Annotated in this window: 12 protein-coding genes; 11 read left to right on the forward strand and 1 reads right to left on the reverse strand. The window is 73.6% G+C overall.

Annotated features, from left to right (window positions below):
* The first annotated feature begins 452 nt into the window (after positions 1-452).
* From ABT360_RS16810 to ABT360_RS16820, 3 genes are read left to right on the forward strand one after another with little or no spacing between them, the layout of a single operon-like run.
* Positions 453-5,504 carry an amino acid adenylation domain-containing protein gene (locus ABT360_RS16810; RefSeq protein ID WP_351816132.1) on the forward strand — a complete coding sequence of 1,684 codons (5,052 nt, stop codon included), beginning with the start codon at positions 453-455 and terminating at the stop codon, positions 5,502-5,504.
* The gene (locus ABT360_RS16815) at positions 5,501-12,112 is read left to right on the forward strand and encodes an amino acid adenylation domain-containing protein (RefSeq protein WP_351816135.1); all 6,612 of its coding nucleotides are present in this window, start codon (positions 5,501-5,503) and stop codon (positions 12,110-12,112) included. The genes ABT360_RS16810 and ABT360_RS16815 overlap by 4 nt, the downstream gene beginning before the upstream one ends.
* Positions 12,113-12,117: 5 nt before the next feature.
* Entirely contained in the window at positions 12,118-13,059 is a 942-nt protein-coding gene (locus ABT360_RS16820) for an ornithine carbamoyltransferase (RefSeq protein ID WP_351816138.1), read from the forward strand.
* A gap of 110 nt (positions 13,060-13,169) precedes the next feature.
* Here ABT360_RS16820 and ABT360_RS16825 read toward each other — a convergent pair whose 3' ends face one another.
* Positions 13,170-14,162 carry a TauD/TfdA family dioxygenase gene (locus ABT360_RS16825; RefSeq protein WP_351816141.1) on the reverse strand — a complete coding sequence of 331 codons (993 nt, stop codon included), beginning with the start codon at positions 14,160-14,162 and terminating at the stop codon, positions 13,170-13,172.
* A gap of 328 nt (positions 14,163-14,490) precedes the next feature.
* On the opposite strand from ABT360_RS16825, the gene rfbA reads away from it, so the two are divergent.
* The 8 genes from rfbA to rfbC all read left to right on the forward strand — a co-directional run bounded on the left by rfbA (position 14,491) and on the right by rfbC (position 22,574).
* Positions 14,491-15,363, forward strand: coding sequence for a glucose-1-phosphate thymidylyltransferase RfbA (rfbA, locus tag ABT360_RS16830; RefSeq protein WP_351816144.1), 873 nt, complete (start codon positions 14,491-14,493; stop codon positions 15,361-15,363).
* Positions 15,364-15,399: 36 nt separating this feature from the next.
* A complete protein-coding gene (locus ABT360_RS16835) occupies positions 15,400-16,617 on the forward strand; it encodes an AMP-binding protein (protein ID WP_351816147.1) in 1,218 nt (405 codons plus the stop codon).
* The gene (locus ABT360_RS16840) at positions 16,614-18,149 is read left to right on the forward strand and encodes an HAL/PAL/TAL family ammonia-lyase (protein ID WP_351816149.1); all 1,536 of its coding nucleotides are present in this window, start codon (positions 16,614-16,616) and stop codon (positions 18,147-18,149) included. Before ABT360_RS16835 ends, ABT360_RS16840 begins: the two co-directional genes overlap by 4 nt.
* Positions 18,150-18,277: 128 nt before the next feature.
* Complete coding sequence (locus ABT360_RS16845) at positions 18,278-19,237, forward strand: LLM class F420-dependent oxidoreductase (RefSeq protein ID WP_351816152.1); 960 nt, start codon at positions 18,278-18,280, stop codon at positions 19,235-19,237.
* A 4-nt stretch (positions 19,238-19,241) separates the two neighbouring features.
* Positions 19,242-19,901 carry a 4'-phosphopantetheinyl transferase family protein gene (locus ABT360_RS16850; protein WP_351816154.1) on the forward strand — a complete coding sequence of 220 codons (660 nt, stop codon included), beginning with the start codon at positions 19,242-19,244 and terminating at the stop codon, positions 19,899-19,901.
* A gap of 134 nt (positions 19,902-20,035) precedes the next feature.
* Positions 20,036-21,022, forward strand: a complete 987-nt coding sequence (rfbB, locus tag ABT360_RS16855) for a dTDP-glucose 4,6-dehydratase (RefSeq protein ID WP_351816156.1) — start codon at positions 20,036-20,038, stop codon at positions 21,020-21,022.
* Positions 21,019-21,996, forward strand: coding sequence for a dTDP-4-dehydrorhamnose reductase (rfbD, locus tag ABT360_RS16860; protein ID WP_351816159.1), 978 nt, complete (start codon positions 21,019-21,021; stop codon positions 21,994-21,996). The genes rfbB and rfbD overlap by 4 nt, the downstream gene beginning before the upstream one ends.
* The gene (gene rfbC, locus ABT360_RS16865; RefSeq protein WP_351816162.1) at positions 21,978-22,574 is read left to right on the forward strand and encodes a dTDP-4-dehydrorhamnose 3,5-epimerase; all 597 of its coding nucleotides are present in this window, start codon (positions 21,978-21,980) and stop codon (positions 22,572-22,574) included. Before rfbD ends, rfbC begins: the two co-directional genes overlap by 19 nt.
* Positions 22,575-22,616 lie beyond the last annotated feature (42 nt).

Here is a 22,616-nt window from a genome sequence, read left to right on the forward strand (position 1 = left end):
TGGCGATACATCGGGTTTCTGCACCGACGGTGCGGGGTTCGGCGAGGCCGAAGTCACGCACTCGACGTTCGACCGGCGGAAGGGCGCGGGGCAAGTCCCGGCGGCGACAATGGACTTCCCGGAGCGGGATCCCGGCCGTACGCCGCCGGCGGCGGCGGGCCGGACCGAATGGCTGCGCTTGTCCCGCCGGCGGGACGCCGACCGGGCACATAATGCGGCCTGCCATGGCGCCAGGCCGGCGGACACCGGTGAACGTTGCCCCCGTACGGAATCCGCGGATACCGTCGGGATTCACCTCCGGCTGAACTCCGCAGCGCGATGCGCGCCGACCGGGTGGCGAATGGGGAGCCGGCGGAAGCCGTGCCGGACCACACCAATGCAACGAATTCCGTGCTGCTCGTCGGTGAATTCAGCCTCTCCCGTGCGGTGCGTTTTCTGTCGAAGGGGGCTTCGTGAACATCCGGATACTGCCCGAGCTGATCGCCGTGCAGGCCACGCGCACACCGGACGCGGTCGCGGTCGAGGACGCGGGCGGGCCGGGAGCGCGGCTCAGCTACGCACAACTGGAGCGGAGGGCCGACACCCTGGCCCGCCGGCTGCGCGCGCTCGGCGCCGGCCCGGACCGGCGGGTGGCCGTCTGCCTGCGCCGCGGCACCGATCTGGTGGCGGCTCTCCTCGCGGTGTGGAAGACGGGCGCCGCGTACGTACCCCTGGACCCGGCCCACCCCGCCGACCGGCTCTCCTGGGCCCTCGCCGACACCGCTCCCTCCGTGGTGCTCACCGAGCGCGCCTCCCGCGCCGCCCTGCCGGAACCGGCCGCCGCGCCGATGCTGATGGTGGACGAGGTCGCGGACGAGGAGGAGGCGGAGCGTCCCGGAGCCGGCGGCGGAGAAGCGCGCGCGGACGGCGCCGCGTACGTCCTGCACACCTCGGGCTCCACCGGCCGCCCCAAGGGAGTCGTCGTCCCGCACGAGGGCATCGCCCACCGGGTGCGCCGGCTGGCGGAGGGACACGGGCTCGGTCCCGGGGACCGGATGCTCCAGAAGACCACCATCGGCTTCGACGCGGCGGGGCTCGAACTGTTCGCGCCCCTGATCAGCGGTGCCACCGTCGTCCTCGCGCCGGACGGCGTCGAGCACGACCCCGCGGCGATGCTCGACACCGTGTCCCGGCAGCGGATCACGGTGTTCCAAGCGGTGCCCACGGTGCTGCGCGCCCTGGCGGAGCTGCCCGGCTGGGACGGCTGCGGTGCGCTGCGGCTGCTGTTCAGCGCGGGGGAGCCGCTCTACGCCGAGCTGTGCCACCGGCTGCTGGCGCGGGTTCCGCAGGTCGAGATCTGGAACACCTACGGGCCCACCGAGTGCTCGGTCGACATCACCGAGCACCGCTTCGACCCGGCCCAGACCCATGGTCCGGTGCCCATAGGCCGGCCGCTCGGCCGGATGCGCGCCCTGGTCCTCGACGAGAACGGCACGCCCGTACCGCCCGGCGGCGAGGGCGAGTTGTACGCCGCCGGGCCCGGGGTCGCCCTCGGGTACCTGGACCGCCCGGGACTCACCGCGGAGCGCTTCGTTCCGGATCTGGCCGGCCCGCCGGGGGCCCGCGCCTACCGCACCGGCGACCTTGTGCGGCAACGCCCCGACGGAGTACTGGAGTACCGCGGACGCCTGGACCAGCAGCTCAAGATCAACGGCGTGCGCGTCGAACCCGGAGAGGTCGAAGCCGCCCTCGCCGCTCACCCGCGGGTGGACGCGGCAGCGGCCGGCGCCGTCCCGGACGGCAAGGGGGGACAGCGTCTCGCCGCCTGGATCCAGGTCCGCGGCACCGCGCCCTCCCCCTCCGATCTGCGCGCCTTCCTGCGCCGTACGCTGCCCCAGCCGCTGGTCCCGGCCGTCTTCGTGCCGCTCGCGGACTTCCCCCGCACCCCCAGCGGCAAGACCGACCTCGCCGCGCTGCCGGTCCCCGCGGCGGTGGGCGGCACGGGCGACGACGCCGGCTCCGCGGCCCCGCGGACCCCGGCCGAGCGGGCCGTGGCCGCCATCTGGTCCGAGCTGCTGGGCCTGCCCCTCACCGCCATCGGCGTCCACGACGACTTCTTCCAGCACGGCGGCTCCTCCCTCCAGGTGCCCCAGCTCGCCACACGGCTCGTCGCGCTGGGCGCCGCGGTGGGCCTCCGTGACCTGTTCGCCGCCTCGACCGTGGTGGCCCAGGCCGCGTTCCTGTCCGGGGGCGAGCCCGCCCGGCCGGTGGGCACAGCCGTGGCGCACGGCGACGCCGACGCCGCCCCGGAGGACGACGCGGTCGTTCCCGTGGAGCGCGACGGCGACGGCATGCCCCTCTCGTCCGGCCAGCGCGGACTGTGGCTGCTCGAACAGATGCAGCCCGGAAGCCCGGAATGGGTGTCCCCGCAGTGGATGCGGCTGCCCGCCGAATGGAGCGAGGAGACCGTCCGCGGGGCGCTGGCGCGGCTCGTCGAGCGGCACGAGACCCTGCGCACCCGCTACGTACTGCGGGACGAGGGACCCGTACAACTCATCGACCCGCCCGCGCCGTCGGTGGACCTGCGGGTCGCCGACGCCGCGAACGCGGCGGAACTGGGCGCCCTGACCGAACGCGAACTCTCCCACGGCTTCGACCTGGAGACCGGGCCGGTCTGGCGCGCCCTGCTGGTCCGCACCCGCGACGACGGCCCGCTGCTGCTGCTGACCGTCCACCACATCGCCTCCGACGGCTGGTCATCGGTCATCCTGGAACGCGACCTGCACGCTCTGGGCACCGCCCTGCACGAAGGCAGCGCGCCACAACTGCCCCCACTTCCGGTACAGTTCGCCGACCACGCCGCCTGGCAGCACCGCCGCCCCGAGGCGGACACCGAGGCCGACCTCGCACACTGGCGCACCATCCTCCACGGCATCACCCCCCTCGAACTGCCCGGGGACCGCCCCCGGCCACCGGAGCGGGACGGCCGGGGCGGCCTCGTGACCCGTACCGTGCCGGCCGCGCTGACCGAATCCGTGGCCGCCCTCGGCCGCGGCGCGGGAGCCACCCTCCACCAGACCCTGCTGACCGCCTTCGCCGCCCTGCTGACCCGGCTCACCGGGCGCACCGACTTCACCGTCGGCGTGCCCGTCGCCGGGCGCCACCGGCCGGAGGTCGTCCAGACCGTCGGCTTCTTCCTCAACACCCTCGTCGTACGCTGCCGCACCGACGCCGACAGCACGGTCCTGGAGGCGCTGGAATCGGTGCGGGACACCGTGCTCGACGCCCTCGCCCACCAGGAGCTGCCCTTCGACCGCCTGGTGCAGGAGCTGGAACCGGAGCGCGACACCTCCCGCACGCCCCTCTACCAGGTCGTCTTCGACCTCCACGAGGAAGGCCGCACCGCCACCGCCGTACCGGAGGCCGGCCGCATCGCGCTCCGTGACGCCTGGCGCGCCGCGCGCACCGACCTCTCCCTGGTGGTCCAGCACCGGGCCGACGGCTCCCTGCACGTCGGCGCCCACTACGCGACCGCGCTGTTCGACGAGGCGACCGTCGACCGGTTCGTGGCCTGCTGGATACGGCTCCTGGAGTCCTTCGTCGCGGACCCGAGCACCACCCTGGCCGCCGCCGAACTGCTGCCCGAGGACGAGCGCGCCCGGCTGACCGCCCTCGCCGCCCCCGACGGCCCCGCCGACACCGCCCCCGACGGCTGCGTGTACGCCGCGTTCGAGACGACGGCCCGCGCCACGCCCGACGCGGTCGCCGTCCTGTGCGGGGACGAGCAGTGGTCCTACCGGGAGCTGTCGGACCGTGCCGAGGGCATCGCCCGCGAGCTGCGCGCCGTGGGCGCCGGCCCCGAGCACACCGTCGCGATCCTGCTGCCCCGCTCGCCCGGCCTCGTCGCCGGAATGCTCGGCGTGTGGGGCGCGGGCGCCGCCTTCGTACCACTGGACCACGCCGCCCCCGACGAGCGGCTGGCGCACATCCTGTCCGACGCGGGCGTCACCGCCGTCCTCACCGACACCGCGGGCGCCGAGCGCCTCCGGCCCCACCACCACGGCGCGTTCGTCGTCCCCGGCGACGGCACGCGCGGCGGCGACCGGGAACGGACACCGGCCGAGCGCGACCCCGCCCGGCTCGCCTACCTGATCTACACCTCCGGCACCACGGGGCGCCCCAAGGGCGTCGCCGTCGAGCACCGCGCGGTCCTGCGCACCCTGCGCGCCAACGGCGCCCACCTCGGGTTCGGCGAGGGCGCCGACGACGCCTGGCTCGCCCTCGCCCAGCCCACCTTCGACATCGCCCTCACCGAACTGGTCATGCCGCTGCTCGCGGGCGGCCGGGTCGTGCTGGCCCGGGAGGAGGAGACGTCCGACCACGCCGCGCTCCTCGGCCTGATCGACCGGCACGGCGTCTCCCACCTCCAGGCCGGCTTCCCGTTGTGGCGGATGCTCATCGACGCGGGCTTCGGCAGCAGGCCGCTGACCGGCCAGACCGGCGGCGAGCCCTGCCCGCCCGCCCTCGCCCGCGACCTCGCCGACCGCCTGAAGCGGTTCGTCAACGAGTACGGCCTCACCGAGACCGCCATCGCCGCCACCCGGTGGGAGGCGGACAGCACCGCCTCCGCCGTCCCCATCGGCCGCCCCTACCCCCACGCCACCACCCACGTGCTCGACCCGCAGCTGCGGCCGGTCCCCCTGGGCACCGTCGGTGAACTGTGCGTCGGCGGCACCGGACTGTTCCGCGGCTACGCAGGACGCCCCGGCGCCACCGCCGCCTGCCTGGTGCCCGACCCCTACGGCCCGCCCGGCTCCCGGCTGTTCAGGACCGGCGACCTGGTCAGGATGACGCCCGACGGCACCCTCCACTTCGTGGGCCGCGCCGACGGACAGGTCAAGATACGCGGCCGGCGGGTGGAGACCGGCGAGGTGCGGGCGGTACTGGCCGAACACCCGGCCGTCGGCGAGGTGGTCGTCGTCCCGCACGGCACCGGTGACGAGGCCCGCCTGGTCGCCTACTGCGTCCCGGCGGCGGGGGAGGAGCTCCCGTACCTGGGCACCCTGCTGGACCACTGCGCCCGCAGCCTGCCCGAGTGGATGCTGCCCACCTACATCGTCCCGCTCGACGCCCTGCCCCTCACCCGGCACCGCAAGGTCGACCTCGCCGCGCTGCCCGCACCCGCCCACGGCGAGTCCGACGACACGGCGTACACCGCGCCCCAGGGCGAACTGCAGGAGTCCATCGCCCGCATCTGGAGCGACGTGCTGGCCGGGGCCGACGGCGCCGTACCGCGCATCGGCGCCCGCACCGGCTTCTTCAGGCTCGGTGGGGACTCGCTGCGGGCCGCGCGGGTCATCGCCCGCATCCGGGAGACCTACGACATCAAACTGCCACCGCGCACGATCTTCGACCGCCCCACCGTGGCCGGCCTTGCCGAGGCCGTCGAGGACGCCGTACGCGCGGAGATCGCGGCACTCACCGACGCGGAACTGGCCGCAGCACACAAGGAGATCCATCCGTGACCGGACCGCAGACGAGCCAGGCGGAACCCACCCCCACCGACGCCGCCGCCCTCCGGGAGGAACTGCTGCGCCGCCGGCTGGCCGGATCCGCCGCCCGTACCGGCTCCCGTGCCGTCCGCGACGCGCGGCCCGCCGACACCATCCCCCCGGTGCCGCGCGGAAAGCCGCTCCCCCTGTCGTCCGGACAGCGGCAGTTCTGGATCCTGCACCAGCTCGACCCCAAAGCCCCCGACTACCTGCTGCCCATGGCCTACCGGCTGCGCGGGCCCGTCGACGCGCACGCCCTGCGCGCGGCGTGCGACCGGCTCACCGCGCGGCACGAGATCCTCCGCACCCGTTACGTCCTCACCGGCACCGAACCACGCCAGGTCATCGACCCGCCGGGGCCGGCCGACCTCACCGTCACCGAGCTGCGCGGCCTGGGCCCGCGGGAGCGCGACGCCGAGGCCGAGCGCCGCCTGGAGGCCGCCGCACTGGACCCGTTCGACCTGGCCGCGCAACCGCCCATGCGGATACGGCTGATCCGCTTCGCCGACGACGACCACCTCCTCGTGTTCGTGCTGCACCACATGGTGTGCGACGCCGCGACCCGAGTGCTCCTGCTCAAGGAACTGTCCGAGCTGTACCGCGCCCGCACCGAGGGCGCCGCACCCCGGCTCGGCGCCGAGCCGGTGCAGTTCGCCGACTACGCCGCCTGGCTCACCGCCCGGGAGGACAGCGCGGCGGCGCGCGAGGAACTCGACTGGTGGCGACGGCACCTCGCCGGGCTGGACCCGCTCGACCTGCCGACCGACCGGCCCCGCCCCGCCGTCCGGTCGTGGGCCGGGGCCGAGCAGCGGTTCACCGTGCCGCGGCACGTGGCCACCCGGCTCCGAGCGCTGGCCGACGAGCAGGGGGCGTCCCTGTTCATGGTGGTGCTCACCGCGTTCCAGACCCTGCTCGCCCGGCACACCGGCGGCACCGACATCGCCGTCGGTACGGCCGTCTCCGCCCGTACCCGCGACGACCTCACCACCATGGCGGGGTACGCGTACAACACCCTGGTGCTGCGCGCCCGGTGGGAGGGCGACCCCGCCTTCCGGCACCTCCTCGCCGACAACCGCGGCACCGTCCTCGCCGCATTCGACCACGCCGGAACGCCCTTCGACCGGCTGGCCGAAGCGCTGGCACCGGAACGGGACCTGTCCACCACCCCCGTCTACCAGGTGATGTTCGACCTCGCCGAAGCGGCCGCCACCGAACCGCTGGACCTGCCCGGCGTCGACGTCGCACCGGTCGACGTCCCCTGCCGCACCTCACGGTTCGACCTCACCATGCACCTGGAGGAGCGGCCCGACGGCAGCATCGACGGCGCGCTGGAATACGCGACCGCCCTCTTCGACGCGACCACCGCCGAGCGCCTGACCGGCCACTACACCCGGCTGCTCGACGCCGTGTCGGCGGCACCCGACACCCCCGTGTCGGCCCTGGACATCTTCGACGACGCCGAACGGACCCTGCTGATCGACGGCAGGCCCGACCCCGTCGGCACCCGCGCGCCGCTCGACCCCGCCGCCCTGCGCCCGGTCCACGAGGCCATCGCGCTCCAGGCGTCCCGGACACCGGACGCCCCCGCCGTCTTCCACGGCGACCGCACCATGACCTACCGCGAACTCGACGCGCACGCCTGCCGAACCGGCCACCTGCTGCGGGAACTCGGTGCCGGACCCGAACGCACCGTCGGCGTCCTCCTCGACGTCACCCCGGAGACGGTCGCCACCCTGCTGGGCATCTGGCGCACCGGAGCCGCGTACGTCCCCCTCGACCCCGGCTACCCCGACGACCGGCTCGCCCACATGGTCGCCGACACCGGCACCGAACTGATCGTGACCGAACGGCGCCACGCGACACGACTGGCCGGCACCGGAGCCCGGCTCCTCGTCGTCGACGACGACGCGGACCGCGCCGCCCTCCAGCGGCAGGCCACCACCCCGCTCACGCCGCCGCCCGGCGGCCACGACATCGACCACCTCGCGTACGTCATCTACACCTCCGGGTCGACGGGCCGCCCCAAGGGCGTCCTGGTCAGCCACCGCGGGCTCGCCAACTACCTCCACTGGACAGTCGACGCCTACGCGAGCGCGGGCCGGGGCGGCGCCCCGTTCTTCTCGTCCCTCGCCTTCGACCTCGGCGTACCCGACCTGTACACCCCGCTGATGACCGGCGAGCCGGTGCACCTGCTCGACCAGGACACCGACATCACGGAGCTGGGCGCACAGCTCGTCCGCCGTGCCCCGTACTCCTTCGTGAAGCTGACCCCGGGCCACCTCGACCTGCTCACCAAGCAGCTGACCGGCCAGCAGGCGGCCTCGCTGGCGGGAGTCGTGATCGCCGCCGGGGACTCCTTCACCGGCCGGCTCGCCAACCGCTGGCTGGACATGGCCGGCCCCGACGGCACGCGTCTCGCCGCCGAGTACGGACCCACCGAGATCACCGTCGGCAACTCCGCCTACTTCATCGACGGCCCCCAGGACGCGGAACTCGTCTCCATCGGACGGGCCATCCCGCACACCTCCATGCGCGTCCTCGACCGGGAACTGCGGCCGGTACCGATCGGCGGCGTGGGCGAGGTCTGCGTCAGCGGCATCGGCCTCGCGCGCGGCTACGCCCGCCGCCCGGCCCAGACCGCCGAGCGCTTCCTGCCCGACCCCTACGGTCCGCCGGGGTCCCGCCTGTACCGCACCGGCGACCTCGCCCGCGTACTGCCCGACGGCAACCTGGACTTCGTCTCGCGCGCCGACCACCAGGTCAAGCTGCGCGGTTACCGCATCGAGCCCGGCGAGATCGAAACAGTCCTCACCGCCGACCCCGCCGTCGCCGAAGCCGTGGCGCTCGTACGGGAGGACGCACCGGGCGACAGACGCCTGGTCGCCTACCTGGTCCCCGCGGCCGACGCCGACCCGGCGGCCCTCGCACCCGCCCGGCTCCGCGAACTGCTCGGCGCCTCGCTGCCCGAGTACATGGTGCCGTCGGCCTTCGTCACCCTCCCGGACCTGCCGCTGACCGCCAACGGCAAGCTCGACCGCCGGGCGCTGCCCGCGCCCGGACGCGAGGCCGCCGCCGTCGGGGAGCACGTCGCCCCCCGCACCGACGACGAACGGGCCATGGCGGCCGTGTGGTCCGACATCCTCGGCCTCGACCGGATCGGCGTCCACGACAACTTCTTCGACCTCGGCGGCGACTCGCTGCGGGCGGTCGCGCTGGCCGGCGTGCTGCGGGAGGGCGGACAGCCCGTCGCGGTCCGTGACATCTTCGAGCACCGCACCGTCGCGGCGCTGTGCCGGGCCCTGGGCCAGGGAGAGGGCGGGGGCACCGAGCGGTTCACCCCCGTCGCGCCGTTCGCGCTCGTGGCGGAAGAGGACCTGGCGGCCCTCCCGGCGGACGCCGTCGACGCCTACCCGCTCTCACGCACCCAGGCCGGCATGTTCATCGAGATGCACGGCGACAGCGGCGAGAACCGCTACCACAACATCACCTCCTTCCGGATCAAGGACGACGAGCCGTTCGACCCCGACGCCTTCCGTGCCGCGGCCGACCTGGTCGTCGCACGCCACGAGGTGATGCGGACCTCCTTCGCGCTCACCGGCTACTCCCAGCCGCTCCAGATCGTGCACGCCCGCCGCTCGATGCCCTGCGTCCACCACGACCTGCGGCACCTGCCCCCGGAAGAGCGGTGGCCCGCGCTCACCGCGTTCGCCGACCGGGACCGGGAACGGCTCTTCGAGGCCGGTGCCGCCCCGCTGATGCGCATGGCCACGCACGTACTGGACGACGACGGCTGGTGGCTGTCCATCACCGAGGGCCACCCCGCCATCGAGGGCTGGAGCTACCACAACCAGCTCATGGAGCTGCTCCACGCCTACCGGCGGCTGCGGGCCGGACAGGACCCCGAACCCGCACCCCCCGCGCCCGCCTTGCGCTACGCCGACTTCATCGCGGCCGAGCTGCGTTCACTGGCCGACCCCGAGGACCGCGCCCACTGGCGCGGACTCATCGACCGGTACGAGAAGTTCCGCATCTCTCCCGGCTGGGCGGGCTCCCCGGAGGAGCCGGGCGAGAGGTACCGCATCGACATCCCGCTGCACGACCTGGAACCGGGTCTGCGTGCCCTCGCCACCGCCACCGAAGTGCCGTACAAGAGCGTGCTGCACGCCGCGCACAGCAAGGTGCTCAGCATGCTCACCCGGCAGGACGCCTTCCGCGGCGGCATGGTCATCGACGCCCGGCCCGAGGTACGCGGCGCCGACCGGGTCTCGGGCATGTACCTCAACTCCGTCCCCTTCCCGTACGAGCGAGGCGCCCGCACCTGGGGCGAGCTGGCCCGGCAGGTGTTCGAGGCCGAGGTCGGCCTGTGGCCGCACCGGCGCTTCCCCATGCCGGCCATGCGCGAGGAGGGCGGTGAACGCCACCTGGTCGACGTCCTGTTCCACTACCTGGACTTCCACCAGGTCGACGCGGACCTCGTCGACAGCGCGGTCACCCGGGACGTCAGCCCCAATGAGTTCCCGCTCGTCGTCGGCACGCCCACCCGCGGGCTGCTCAGCATCGCTTCGGACACCCGCACCCTGCACCGCGCGTTCGGCGAACGGCTCGCCCGGCTCTACCGCGCCGTACTCGCCGACATGGCCGCCACCGGTGCGGAGGGCGACGCACGGCGCGGATACCCGGAGGACGAGGAGCAGGGCACCGAGGTCCTGGCCCACGCCGGCAGCCCCCGGCCGCTGGACACCGTGCTCGCCTTCGAGGAACAGGCACGGCGAACCCCGGGGGCGATCGCCCTCTCCACCGGCACGGAACGGCTGACGTACGGGGAACTCGACGCCCTCGCCAACCGCCTCGCACGGCGGCTGCACGCGGCGGGCGCGGGACCCGAGGTCTGCGTCGGGGTGCTCCTCGACCGGGGCATCGACCTCGTCGTCACGCTCCTCGCGGTCTGGAAGACGGGCGCCGCCTACGTCCCCTTCGACACGTGCGTTCCCGACGCCCGGCTGCACGCCCTGCTGGCGGGGACGGACTGCCGGATCGTCGTCACGGGCACGCGGCACGAACGGAGGGTCACCGCCCCCGCCGGCACGGCGCGCGCCCCGTACACCGTGCTCCTCGCGGACGCGCCGGAGGAGCCGGACGCGCTGGACGCGCTGGACGCGCCGGACGAGGCAGGTGCGCGGCGGGCCGGGTCCGCCACGCCACCCCCGCGCGTGCTCGACCAGGACCGCCTCGCCTACGTCCTGCACACCTCCGGCTCCACCGGACGGCCGAAGGGCGTCGCCGTCGGCCACCGGGCGCTGGGCCACTATCTGGACTGGGCCGTACGCACCTACCTCGCGGACGCGACGGGCGGAGCACCGTTCTTCACCTCCATCGGAGCCGACCTCGGGGTGCCCGCGCTGTTCGGGCCGCTGCTGACCGGGCAGACCGTGCGGCTGCTGCCGCAGAACTGGCGGCCCGACGAGCTGGGCGCCCTGCTGACGGCCGGAGCGCCGTACGCGTTCACCGGGCTGACCCCCGGCCACCTGGCGCTGCTGGAGCGGCAGCTCGACGACGAGCAGCTGGCCGGGCTCGCCGCCCTGCTCGTCGTCGCGGGCGACGGACTGCCCGCGGGGCGGGCCGAGCGGATCGCCACCCGGATCGCCGCGGGCGGCGGCGCGCTGCGCCTGGTCGCGGAGTACGGCCCCACCGAGGCGACGGTGGCCGCGTCCGCCTACCGCACGGAGGGTCCCGCGGTACGTGACCTGGTGCCGCTCGGGCGGGCCCTGCCGGGCACCACGCTGCGCGTCCTCGACGAGAACCTGGCCCCCGTACCGGACGGAGCCGTCGGGGAGATCCACATCGGCGGACCGGGGCTGGCCCGTGGGTACACGGGGCGGCCGGGTCTCACCGCGGAGCGCTTCCTGCCCGACCCGTACGGGCCTCCCGGCGCACGGCTGTACCGCACCGGCGACCTGGCCCGGGTACTGCCCGGCGGCGAGCTGGAGTTCGCCGGCCGCACCGACCGGCAGCTCAAGGTGCGCGGCCACCGGGTCGAGCCCGCCGAGATCGAGGCGGCCCTGCTCACCGATCCGCGGGTGCGCGAAGCGCTCACGGTCGCGGTGCCCGACGAAGCGGGCGGCAGCCGGACCGCCGCCTGGGTCGTGCCCGTCGGCGGCCCCGGCGGTACGCCGACGCCCGCCGAACTGCGCGACGGGCTGCGCGCCCTGCTGCCGGAACCGCTGATCCCCGCCGTGTTCCGGGTGGTGAAGGAACTGCCCCTGACCGAGCACGGCAAGTACGACCGGCGGGACATGGACCCGGCCGTCGCCGATCGCACCGACGCCGCCGTCCGGGCCCCGTACACGGCCCCGAGGACCCTGACCGAACGCCGGCTCGCCGATGTGTGGCAGCGGGTGCTCGGACTCCGGCGGGTCGGCGTCCACGACCACTTCCGCGACCTCGGCGGGAACTCGCTCCTGGCGCTGTCCGTGCTGAGCGCCTCCCGGGCGGCAGGGCTGCCCCTGGAACTGAGCACCCTCCTGCGGCACTCCACCGTCGCCGGGCTCGCCGCCGTCCTCGACACCCCTACCGAAAGGTGAACCCGATGGCCCCGTCCACCGCCCGCCACCTGATCTCGCTCGACGACCTGCGTGACGAGGACCTGCACCACATCGTCGCGCGGGGGGCGGCGTTCTCCTCCCGTACCGCCGTGCCCGACAACCCGCTCGCCGGTTCCGTCGCGGGCATCTACTTCGCCAAGACCTCCACGCGGACCCGTACCGCGTTCTCCGCCGGCACCCAGCGGCTCGGCGGCTCGATCGTCACCTACGGCCCCGGCGACCTCCAGCTCAACACCGGGGAGACCAGCGAGGACACCGGCCGGGTGTTCGCCCGGATGCTCGACGTCCTGGTGGCACGGACGGCGGGCGACCCCGAGGAGATGCGGGCCTGGGCGCGGCAGGACCGGATGTCGGTGATCAACGCGATGAGCGCCGACGAACACCCCACGCAGGCCCTCACCGACCTGACCACGCTGCTCGGACACTTCGGCCGCATCGAGGGCCTGCGCATCCTCTACCTGGGGGAGGGCAACAACACCGCCGCCGCCCTCGCCCTGGCGCTCAGCCGCTACCGGGGCGTGGAGTTCGAGCTGCGCACGCCGCCCGGATACGGGCTGGCCGCCCCGGTGCGGGAATCGGCACGGCGGCACGCGGCGCGCAGCGGTGCGGTGCTGCGCGAGGAGCACACCATGGAGGGGCTGCCGGAGGGGTTCGACGTCATCTACACCACGCGCTGGCAGACCACCGGCACCACGAAGCCCGACCCGGACTGGCGTGAAATCTTCGCCCCGTTCCAGGTCGACGGCGCACTGTGGGAAGGCAGCCCGAAGGCCGCGTTCATGCACGACCTGCCGGCCCACCGGGGCGAGGAGGTCACGGCCGACGTGCTGGACGGGCCGATGAGCATCGCCTTCCAGCAGGCCGAGAACAAGATGCACAGCGCGATGGCCGTCCTGGAGTGGTGCCGCGCGGACAACCGCCCGTGAGCGCGCCCGCGTAGGCGCGCCGGCGGACCGGCCCGGGCGGCCGGCGCCCACGCGGAAGAGCGGCGTCCCGGGCCCCTCGGCCCCGGACGCCGCTCACCGGCACCGGTACGTCAGCGCAGCACGGCCCCGCCCGCCTCCGCGTCGGGGCGGCTGCGGCGGCGGTCCAGCGCGGCGTAGACCCGGTGCAGCCACCGGTCCGTACCGTCGAAGCGGGGGCTGAACGACGTCCGGCCGTGCACGGTGAGCCGGTTGTCCACCACCGCCAAGTCGCCCGCCGCCAGGTCGTGCGCGTGGGCGGTCCGCTCGAATATCCCGCGCAGCTCCTCCATGGCCCGCATGGCCCCGTCGTCCAGCGGGTGGGTGCTGGCGAAGTCCACCAGCACGTCCGGATCCTCCGCGGCGCCCTGGAGGACCGCGTGCACCGGGGTGACTCCGCCGAGGTCGCCGAAGGACGGCGGGGGCTCCGTCATGAAGCGCTGCTCCGACAGCACCCGGCGGGCCTCGTCCGTCAGCAGTGGCAGCGCCCGCCGCACGGAGGCCGTGCACAGCCGCGCGTCACCCGTGGGGTCGGCGCGTACGCACATCAGGCCCACGTAGTGCGGCCGGTTGGGGTGGAAGGCGTTCTCCGTGTGCATGTGCAGACGTACGGAGCCGGCGTTGCTCTGCTCCTCCTCGTGCCCGGGCACGGGCACGACGTCCTGCACGAGGGCACCGGACTTCTCACTGCGGTACGCGATCACCTCGCCGAGCTGGAGCATCACCGTGGCGATGGCGGCCGCCGCGACGGTCGCGGTACGCCGCACCGACCCGCGCCGGGTCGGTGTGGCCGGCAGCTCCGCCTCCACGGGCAGGTTGCGGATCAGCAGGGTGCCGTCGTGGCCCGCGTCGTGACGGAAGTCGCGCAGTCCGCAGCGGAGCCGGTGCGGCAGGCTCTCGGACGCGGCGCGCGCCGCCGAGAGCCAGGCGGGGTCGTCGAGTAGACCGCCGGCGGCCGGGACGAGCCCTTCCGCCACCGCGCGCACCTGCTCGCGTTCCGCGTCCGTGAGCACCACCGCGGTGTCGACGAGGAACGGGGCAGTGCTGGTATCAGTCGTATCAGTCATGATCACGTGCCTTCTCGCTCTTGCCGGCAAGGGAACTCCTGCCGGGACCGTCGAGGCGCGCATTTCGGCATGCCGGACACCCGGTAATCCATAACCGGGATTTGTCAATTCTGTGTCGGCGCGCGGAAACCCGGCCGAATGCGAAGCTAACGACCGATCCAGTCCAGGGTCAATCGGTGTTCTGTGTCCCGCCAGCGGGACACAGAACACGCAAACGCGCCTTCCACTGCCGGTGTTGTGCCTGGCACACTCGCTGGAACGAGCTTCGAAGAAGGAGTTTTCCGGTCGGCCGAGCGCATGTGCCCGGCCTCGATGAACGGGCGGAACGGTGAAGGGGATAATTCTCGCGGGGGGCAGGGGCACACGCCTGTACCCCTCCACCTTGACGACGTCGAAGCAGTTGCTCACGGTCTACGACAAGCCGATGATCTATCATCCGCTTTCCGTCCTCATGCTGGCCGGGATCCGGGAGATCCTGGTGATCTCCACGCCGGATGCCATCGGTCCGCTGCGGGCGCTGCTCCGTGACGGTTCCCAGCTCGGACTCGACCTCACCTACGCGGTCCAGGACGAGCCCAGGGGTATCGCGGAAGCGCTGATCATCGGCGCCGAACACATCGGCGACGGCCCGGTGGCGCTGGTGCTCGGCGACAACATCTTCCACGGCGCCGGCTTCCCGCAGCTGCTGCGGACGGCGCGTGAGGAACTCGACGGCTGTACCCTCTTCGGATATCCGGTGTCGGACCCGGAGAGGTACGGAATCGGCGAGACCGACGCGGAAGGCAATCTGGTCTCCCTGGAGGAGAAACCGCTCCGGCCGCGTTCCGACAATGCCATCACCGGGCTTTACTTCTACGACTCCGAAGCTGTGGACATCGCCCGGGAACTCACCCCGTCGGAACGGGGCGAGTTGGAGATCACCCATGTCAACCAGGCCTATCTGAAACAAGGCAGGGCCCGTCTGATCAGGCTCGGCCGCGGATACACCTGGCTCGATGCCGGAACGCATGCCTCGCTGCTCGACGCGAGTCAGTACGTCCATGTCATCGAGAAGCGGCAGGGCGTCCGCGTGGCCTGCATCGAGGAAATCGCCCTGCGTATGGGCTATATCGACGCCAGGGCCTGCCACGATCTCGGACTGGAGATGAAGAACTCCGAATACGGCCAGTACCTGATGCAGGTTGCCGCATCGTTCGTCTGACGGTGCGCGACCGCCCGTTCACCACAGGGAGATTGTGTGGGTTATCAGGAACTGAGCCCCGAGGAGCTCATCTCCTCGGGACACGCCGCGCCCGCCGTCAACGACACCGCGTGGCACGTGCGCTGGGACGCGCTGGAGTCCTTCGCGCGGCGCGAGGAGCTGGTGCTGGGCGCCCTGCCGCCCGAAGTGGACTTCCACACGTCGGGCAGCACGGGCCCCAGCCGCTGCTGGCGCCGCACCCGCGAGGACGCCTGGGGAGAGGCCGGAATGCTCGCCGCGTTCCTCACGGCCGACGCCCCGGTACCACCCGGTGCCGTCGTCGCCTTCGCCCCGCCGCTGCACGTCTACGGGGCGCTGGCCACCCTGCTCGTCCCGGCCCGACTGGGCGTACCGGCCTGGTACCGGAAGGCTTTCGTGGGCGCGATGCCCGACACGGGGCAGCGGCACACCGTGGTGGTGGCCACCCCGTGGATCTTCTCGCTGCTGCTGCGGCACATCGACTGGGTGCGCTCCTTCGAGCACCTCACGGTCCTCTACAGCAGCGCGATGCTGCCGGCCGACGCCCTCACCCTGCTGGAGGAGGCGGGGCCGGGCCGGGTGACGCTCGTCGAACTGCTCGGCTCCACGGAAACGGGCGGTATCGCCACCCGGCGCTGGAGCGGCGGTGAACCGCCCGCCTGGAGCCTCTTCCCCGACGTGACGTTCGCGCCGGGCGACACGTACGACCCGAACCCCCCGAACCACCCGCGGAACCCGAACCCCCCGGGCGGGCCGGCGACCCCGGCGACCCCGGACGAGGCGGAACTCACCGAATGCACCGTCCCGTTGGTGATCCGCAGCCCCCGGCTCGGCCACCGTCCCGGCGAACCGCGGCCGGACCACTGGTACACCGGCGATCTCGTGGAGCCCCTGGACGCCCGTACGTTCCGCCTTGCCGGACGCGTCGGACGCCTGGTCAAGGTGAACGGGCGCCGCATCAACCTCGACGAGATGGAACACACCCTGCGCGCGCGTGTCGACTGCGAGGACCTCGCACTGGTCGCGGTCAGCGACCGCATGACCGGCGAACAGATCGACCTCTACGTCGTCCCCCGGGCCGGCTCCGGACGCACCGGCGCCGACCTGTCCCCCGTGCCCGCCCTCCTGGGCGTGCGCCCCCGGAAGGTGCATGTGGTGCCCGGGATCAGCCGATCCGCGACGGGCAAGCTGCGCCACCGATCGACCCCACAGAGCAAGCCAGGGAGTGCAACGTGACAGCGACCACCGAGACCTTCAACAGCGCGGCCCTCGACGACGGTTCGTCGATCCCCGCACTCCTGTCGGAGCAGGCCGGGCAGACGCCCTGGAGGGAGAAGATCAGCCCGCTGACCGACGCCGACATCGCCCGTATGGAGGCGAGCGCGGCCACCGTCGACAGCCACCTGGCGTCCGGACGGCCGGTCTACGGCCTGACCCACGGCTTCGGCCCGCTGGTCACCTACGAGGCCAAGTCGGAGGCGGAGCAGGGCAGCTCCCTCATCTCCCACCTGGGCACCGCCCAGGGCAGGCCGCTCGACCCCGAGACCTGCCGCCTGGTCGTCTGGCTGCGGCTCAACAGCATGCGCAAGGGCTTCTCCGCCGTCTCGCCCGAGTTCTGGCAGCGCCTCGCCGACCTGTGGAACGAGGGCTTCACACCCGCCATCCCCCGGGACGGAACGGTCAGCGCGAGTGGCGATCTCCAGCCGCTGGCCCACGCCGCCCTCGCCTTCACCGGCCACGGCGAGGCGTGGACCCGGAGCGACGACGGACGCTGGTCGCTGGCCCCGGCCGACGAGGTGCTGGCCGAACTCGGCGCCACACCCCTCGCCTGGCCCGTCCGGGAGGCCCTGGCCTTCGTCAACGGAACGGGCGTCAGCCTCGCCGCCGCGGTCCTCAACCACCGCTCCGCCGTCCGGCTCGTCCGTGCGACGGCGCTCCTCACCTCCCGGATGACGGAGCTGCTCGGCGGGAACCCCGAGCACTTCGAGGACGGTGTCGGGCGGGCCCGCGGACAGGCGGGCCAGCTCCAAGTGGCCCGCTGGATCCGACAGGACCTCCCCGAAGGCCACGTCCGCGACGAGACCCGCCCCCTCCAGGAGCCCTACAGCCTGCGCTGCGCGCCCCAGGTGCTCGGCGCCGTACTCGACCAGCTCACCATGGCCGGGACCGTCCTGGGACGCGAGGCGGAAGGCTGCACCGACAATCCGCTGACCTTCGAGGGACAGGTCCTGCACGGCGGCAACTTCCACGCCATGCCGGTGGGGTTCGCCTCCGAGCAGACCGGTCTCGCCCTGCACATGGCCGCGTACCTCGCCGAGCGGCAGCTCGGACTGGTCGTCAACCCGACCACCAACGGCGACCTGCCCATCATGCTCACGCCCCGCGCGGGCCGGGGCTGCGGTCTGGCCGGCGTGCAGATCAGCGCCACGTCCTTCATCTCCCGGATACGCCAGCTGGTCACCCCCGCGTCCCTGACGACGCTGCCGACCAACGGCTGGAACCAGGACCACGTACCGATGGCGCTCAACAGCGCCAACGGCGTGGGCGAGGCACTGGAGCTGGCCTGGCTCACCGTCGGCTCCCTCGCCGTGACCCTCGCCCAGCTCGCCGCGATCACCGGCCGGGCCGGGGACGCCACCGGTGTGTGGGCCGAACTGGCCGAGCTGTCACCGCCGCTGGACGAGGACCGGCCGATGGCCGCCGAGGTCCGCCGGGCCGCGGACCTGCTGCACGGCCACGCCGGGACCCTGCTGGCCGAAGGCCGCTGAGGAATGCCGCGCGCGGCCGCACCCCCGAGCCGGCCGCGCGCGGCACGGTCCGTGTCCGGACCGCCGAGCGACAACAGCGAGAGCGCCGGGTGGGACCGGCACCGCCGAGTGAGACCGGAGACCACGCCATGACCCGTTGGGGGATCACCCTTCCACTGCCGGGCGTACCCCTGCCCGGGCACCGCAGGCTCGTGGAGCGGCTGCCCGACCTGGGCTACACCGACCTCTGGACGGCCGAGACCGCGGGAACCGACGCCTTCTCGCCGCTGGTCCTGGCCTCGCAGTGGGCGCCCGGCCTGCGGCTCGGCACCGCCATCGTCCCGGTGTTCACCCGTGGCCCGGCGCTCCTGGCGATGAGCGCCTCGGCCGTCGCCGAGTGCGCTCCCGGCCGGTTCGTGCTGGGCATCGGCGCCTCCTCGCCCGGCATCGTCGAGGGCTGGAACGGCATGACCCACCACGCCCCGTACGGCCGCACCAGGGACACCTTGCGCTTCCTGAAGTCAGCGTTCGCCGGCGGCGCGGTGAACACCGCGTACCCCACCTTCGCCGTACGCCAGTTCCGGCTGGAACGGCCCCCCGCCGTCGTACCGCCGATCATGCTCGCCGCGCTGCGGCCCGGCATGCTGAGGCTGGCCGCGACCGAGGCGGACGGCGTGATCACCAACTGGATAGCGCCCGGCGACGTGGCGCGGATCAGGGCCGAGACCGGCCCCGGGCCGGAACTCGTCGCCCCGGTCTTCGTCTGCCCCACCGAGGACGCCAGGGCCGCCCGGCGGGTCGGCCGGATGATGATCAGCCGCTACCTCACCGTACCCGCCTACCGGGCCTTCCAGGACTGGCTCGGCCGGAGCGAGGCCCTCGCCCCGATGCACCGGGCGTGGGACGCGGGCGACCGCTGGCGTGCGGGCATGGCCCTGCCGGACGAGGTCGTCGACGAACTGATCGTGCACGGCAGCCCGGAGGAGTGCCGGGCGCGCGTCAGGGCGTACACCGAGCACGGCCTCGACACCCCGCTGATCGCCCTCCTGCCCGTCGACGACTCCGACCCCCTCGCGCACGTCGAGGCGCTCGCGCCCGCCCGGGACTGACGCCGTGCTGACCACGATCCTGCCGTCCTACGTCGCCGCCGCCGAGTCGTTCACCGACCTGCCCGGGGCGAGGCTCCTGCCGGAGGAGCGCGCGCCCGCCGCCGCGATGAGCGAGGAACGGCGGGGCGAGTTCGCGACGGTGCGGCAGTGCGCCCGCCGCGCCGGCCGCCGTCTCGGACTGCCCCCCTTCCCACTGCCGCCCGGCCGGGCCGGCGCCCCGCGCTGGCCGCACGGCGTGGTGGGCAGCCTGACCCACTGCCGCGGCTACCGTGCCGCCGCCGTGGCCCGGAGCACCCGGGCGCGGGCCGTCGGCATCGACGCCGAACCGCACGGGCCGCTGCCGGACGGCATGCTGCGCAGGATCGCCCTCCCCGAGGAGCGAGCGCGGCACGACACCCTGCGCGCCCAGGACCCCGGCGTCTGCTGGGACCGGCTGCTGTTCTGCGCCAAGGAGGCCGTCTACAAGGTGTGGTCACCGCTCGCCGGCGAGTGGCTGGGCTTCCACGAGGCCTCGATACGCCTCGAGGCGTCCCCGCCGTCGTTCACCGCCCGGTTGCTCAGGCCGGTGCCGGACCGGGCGGCCGGCGCCCTGCCGCCCGTCCTGCACGGCCGCTGGACCGCCGACCGCGACCTGCTCCTCGCCGCCGTCGTCGTGCGGCGGTGAACGTCCGGCCCGCTCCCCCGCACGACCGCCCCGGTGCGCGGCGCTGCCCGCGCGCACCGGGCCCTGCTCCGTTTCGTACGCCCGACTCCCCGCGCACCGGCCCGACCGGTGACCACAGCAAGGTGTAAGGACCTATGGCGACTCGCATACTCGTGACCGGTGGCGCCGGTTTCATCGGCTCCCACTACACACGCACGCTCCTCGGCCCGCAGGGGCCGGGCGACGTGTCCGTGACCGTCCTCGACAAGCTCACCTACGCCGGCAACCCGGCCAACCTCGACGAAGTGCGCGGCCACCCCGGATTCGCCTTCGTCCAGGGGGACATCTGCGACTCCGGCACCGTCGACCGGCTCATGCGGGAGCACGACCAGGTGGTGCACTTCGCCGCCGAGTCCCACGTGGACCGGTCGATCGACGGCGGAGCGGAGTTCATCCGGACAAACGTCCTCGGCACCCACACCCTCGTCGACGCCGCCCACAGGGCCGGTATCACCACCTTCGTCCAGGTCTCCACCGACGAGGTGTACGGCTCGATCGACACCGGCTCCTGGCCCGAGACCCACCCCCTGCGGCCCAGCTCGCCCTACTCGTCGGCGAAGGCGGCCGGAGACCTGGTGGCACTGTCGTACCACCACACCCACGGCCTGGACGTTCGGGTCACCCGCTGCTCCAACAACTACGGTCACCACCACTTCCCCGAGAAGCTCATCCCGCTGTTCGTCACCAACCTGCTGGACGGCCGGAAGGTCCCGTTGTACGGCGACGGCGGTAACGTCCGCGACTGGCTCCACATCGACGACCACGTCCAGGGCATCGAACTGGTACGCACCCGCGGACGGGCCGGGGAGATTTACAACATCGGTGGGGGCACCGAACTCTCCAACGACGAGCTGACCCGCCTGCTGCTCAAGGAGTGCGGCGCGGACTGGGACGCCAGCGTCGAGTACGTCACCGACCGCAAGGGACACGACCGGCGCTACTCCGTCGACTGCACCAAGATCCGCCGGGAACTGGGTTACGAGCCGCGCGTCCCGCTGGAGGAGGGCCTCGCCGCCACCGTCCAGTGGTACCGCGACAACCGGGACTGGTGGGAGCCGCTGAAGAGGCGGGCCCAGCTGTGACCGCGCACCACCGGCTCCCCGGCCCGGCCGGGGGAGCGGACCGGGGCCCGTGGCTGGTGACCGGGGCGGGCGGCATGCTCGCCCGGGACGTCCTGGCCGAGCTGACACGCGCCGGCATCGGCACGGTGGCGGCGCGCCGGAGCGCCCTCGACGTCACCGATCCCGTGGCGGTACGCGCCTTCATCACCTCCCGCCGCCCCTCCGTCGTGGTCAACTGCGCTGCCTGGACGGCCGTCGACGACGCGGAGGACCGGGAGGCCGACGCGCTCGCCGTCAACGGCACGGCGGTGCGGCTGCTGGCCCGGGCGTGCCGCGACGCCGGAGCCGTCCTGCTGCACCTGTCCACGGACTATGTCTTCGCCGGGGACGCCACCCGGCCGTACCGGGAGGACGACCCGACAGGACCCCGCACCGCCTACGGCCGCACCAAACTCGTGGGCGAGCGGGCGGTCCTGGACACGCTGCCGGACACCGGCTACGTCGTGCGCACCGCCTGGCTCTACGGGGCGGGCGGCGGCAGCTTCGTCCGCACCCTGCTGCGCCTGGAGCGCGAACGCGACACCCTGGACGTGGTCGACGACCAGCGCGGCCAGCCGACCTGGACGGTCGACCTCGCGCACACCCTGGTCGCGCTGGGGCGAGCGGCCCTGTCCGGCGCCGCCCCGCCCGGCGTCTACCACGGCACGTCGGCCGGCGAGGCCACCTGGCACGCCCTCGGCCGGGAGGTCTTCCGGCTGATCGGCGCCGACCCCGCCCGGGTACGCCCGACGACCAGTGACGCCTACGCCCGCCCGGCACCCCGGCCCGCCTACAGCGTGCTGGGGCACGACCGCTGGCACACCGCGGGCATCGCACCCATGAGGGACTGGCGGTCCGCCCTGGCCGCCGCTCTCCCCGGTATCGCGCACCGCGCCACCGGAGAAGCCCACACCGACCGCGAGGAATCCCCGTCCGTATGCGACCGCTGTCCATAGAAGGCGCCTGGCTCCACGAGCCGACGATCTTCCCCGACGAGCGCGGCGACTTCCACGAGTGGTTCCGCCGCCAGGAGTTCGGCGAGATCACCGGGCAGGAGCTGAGGCTCGCCCAGGCCAATCTGTCCGTCTCCCGGCGCGGTGCGCTGCGCGGCATCCACTTCGCCGACGTACCGCCCGGCCAGGCCAAGTACATCAAGTGCGTACGCGGAGCGGTGCTCGACGTCGTCGTCGACATCAGGACGGGCTCCCCGACGTACCGCCAGTGGGAGAGCAAGCTGCTGGACGACCGCAACCACCGCGCCGTCTTCCTCTCCGAGGGGCTGGGCCACGGCTTCCTCGCCCTGACCGACGACGCGACCGTGGTCTACCTCTGCTCCGAGGGGTACGCGCCCGGCCGGGAGCACGGCATCCACCCGCTGGACCCCGCGCTGGCCATCGACTGGCCGGCCGGCATCGACCCGCTGCTCTCGCCGAAGGACTCCCGGGCGCCCACCCTGGCCCAGCTCGAGGAGGCGGGGACCCTGCCCTCGTACGAGCAGTGCACGGCCTTCCGCAGGGGCCTGCGTCCCGTGTGAAACGGGCACGCGAAAGGGCCGGGGCACGGACACACCGTCCGC

Source organism: Streptomyces sp. NPDC000229, assembly GCF_040300825.1.
In the GTDB taxonomy this organism is placed as follows: domain Bacteria; phylum Actinomycetota; class Actinomycetes; order Streptomycetales; family Streptomycetaceae; genus Streptomyces.

Coding starts and splice junctions, on each gene's coding strand:
- ABT360_RS16845 (WP_351816152.1), top strand. CDS start 18,278: ATGACCCGTTGGGGGATCACCCTTCCACTGCCGGGCGTACCCCTGCCC.
- rfbC (WP_351816162.1), top strand. CDS start 21,978: ATGCGACCGCTGTCCATAGAAGGCGCCTGGCTCCACGAGCCGACGATC.
- rfbB (WP_351816156.1), top strand. CDS start 20,036: ATGGCGACTCGCATACTCGTGACCGGTGGCGCCGGTTTCATCGGCTCC.
- ABT360_RS16820 (WP_351816138.1), top strand. CDS start 12,118: ATGGCCCCGTCCACCGCCCGCCACCTGATCTCGCTCGACGACCTGCGT.
- ABT360_RS16825 (WP_351816141.1), bottom strand. CDS start 14,162: ATGACTGATACGACTGATACCAGCACTGCCCCGTTCCTCGTCGACACC.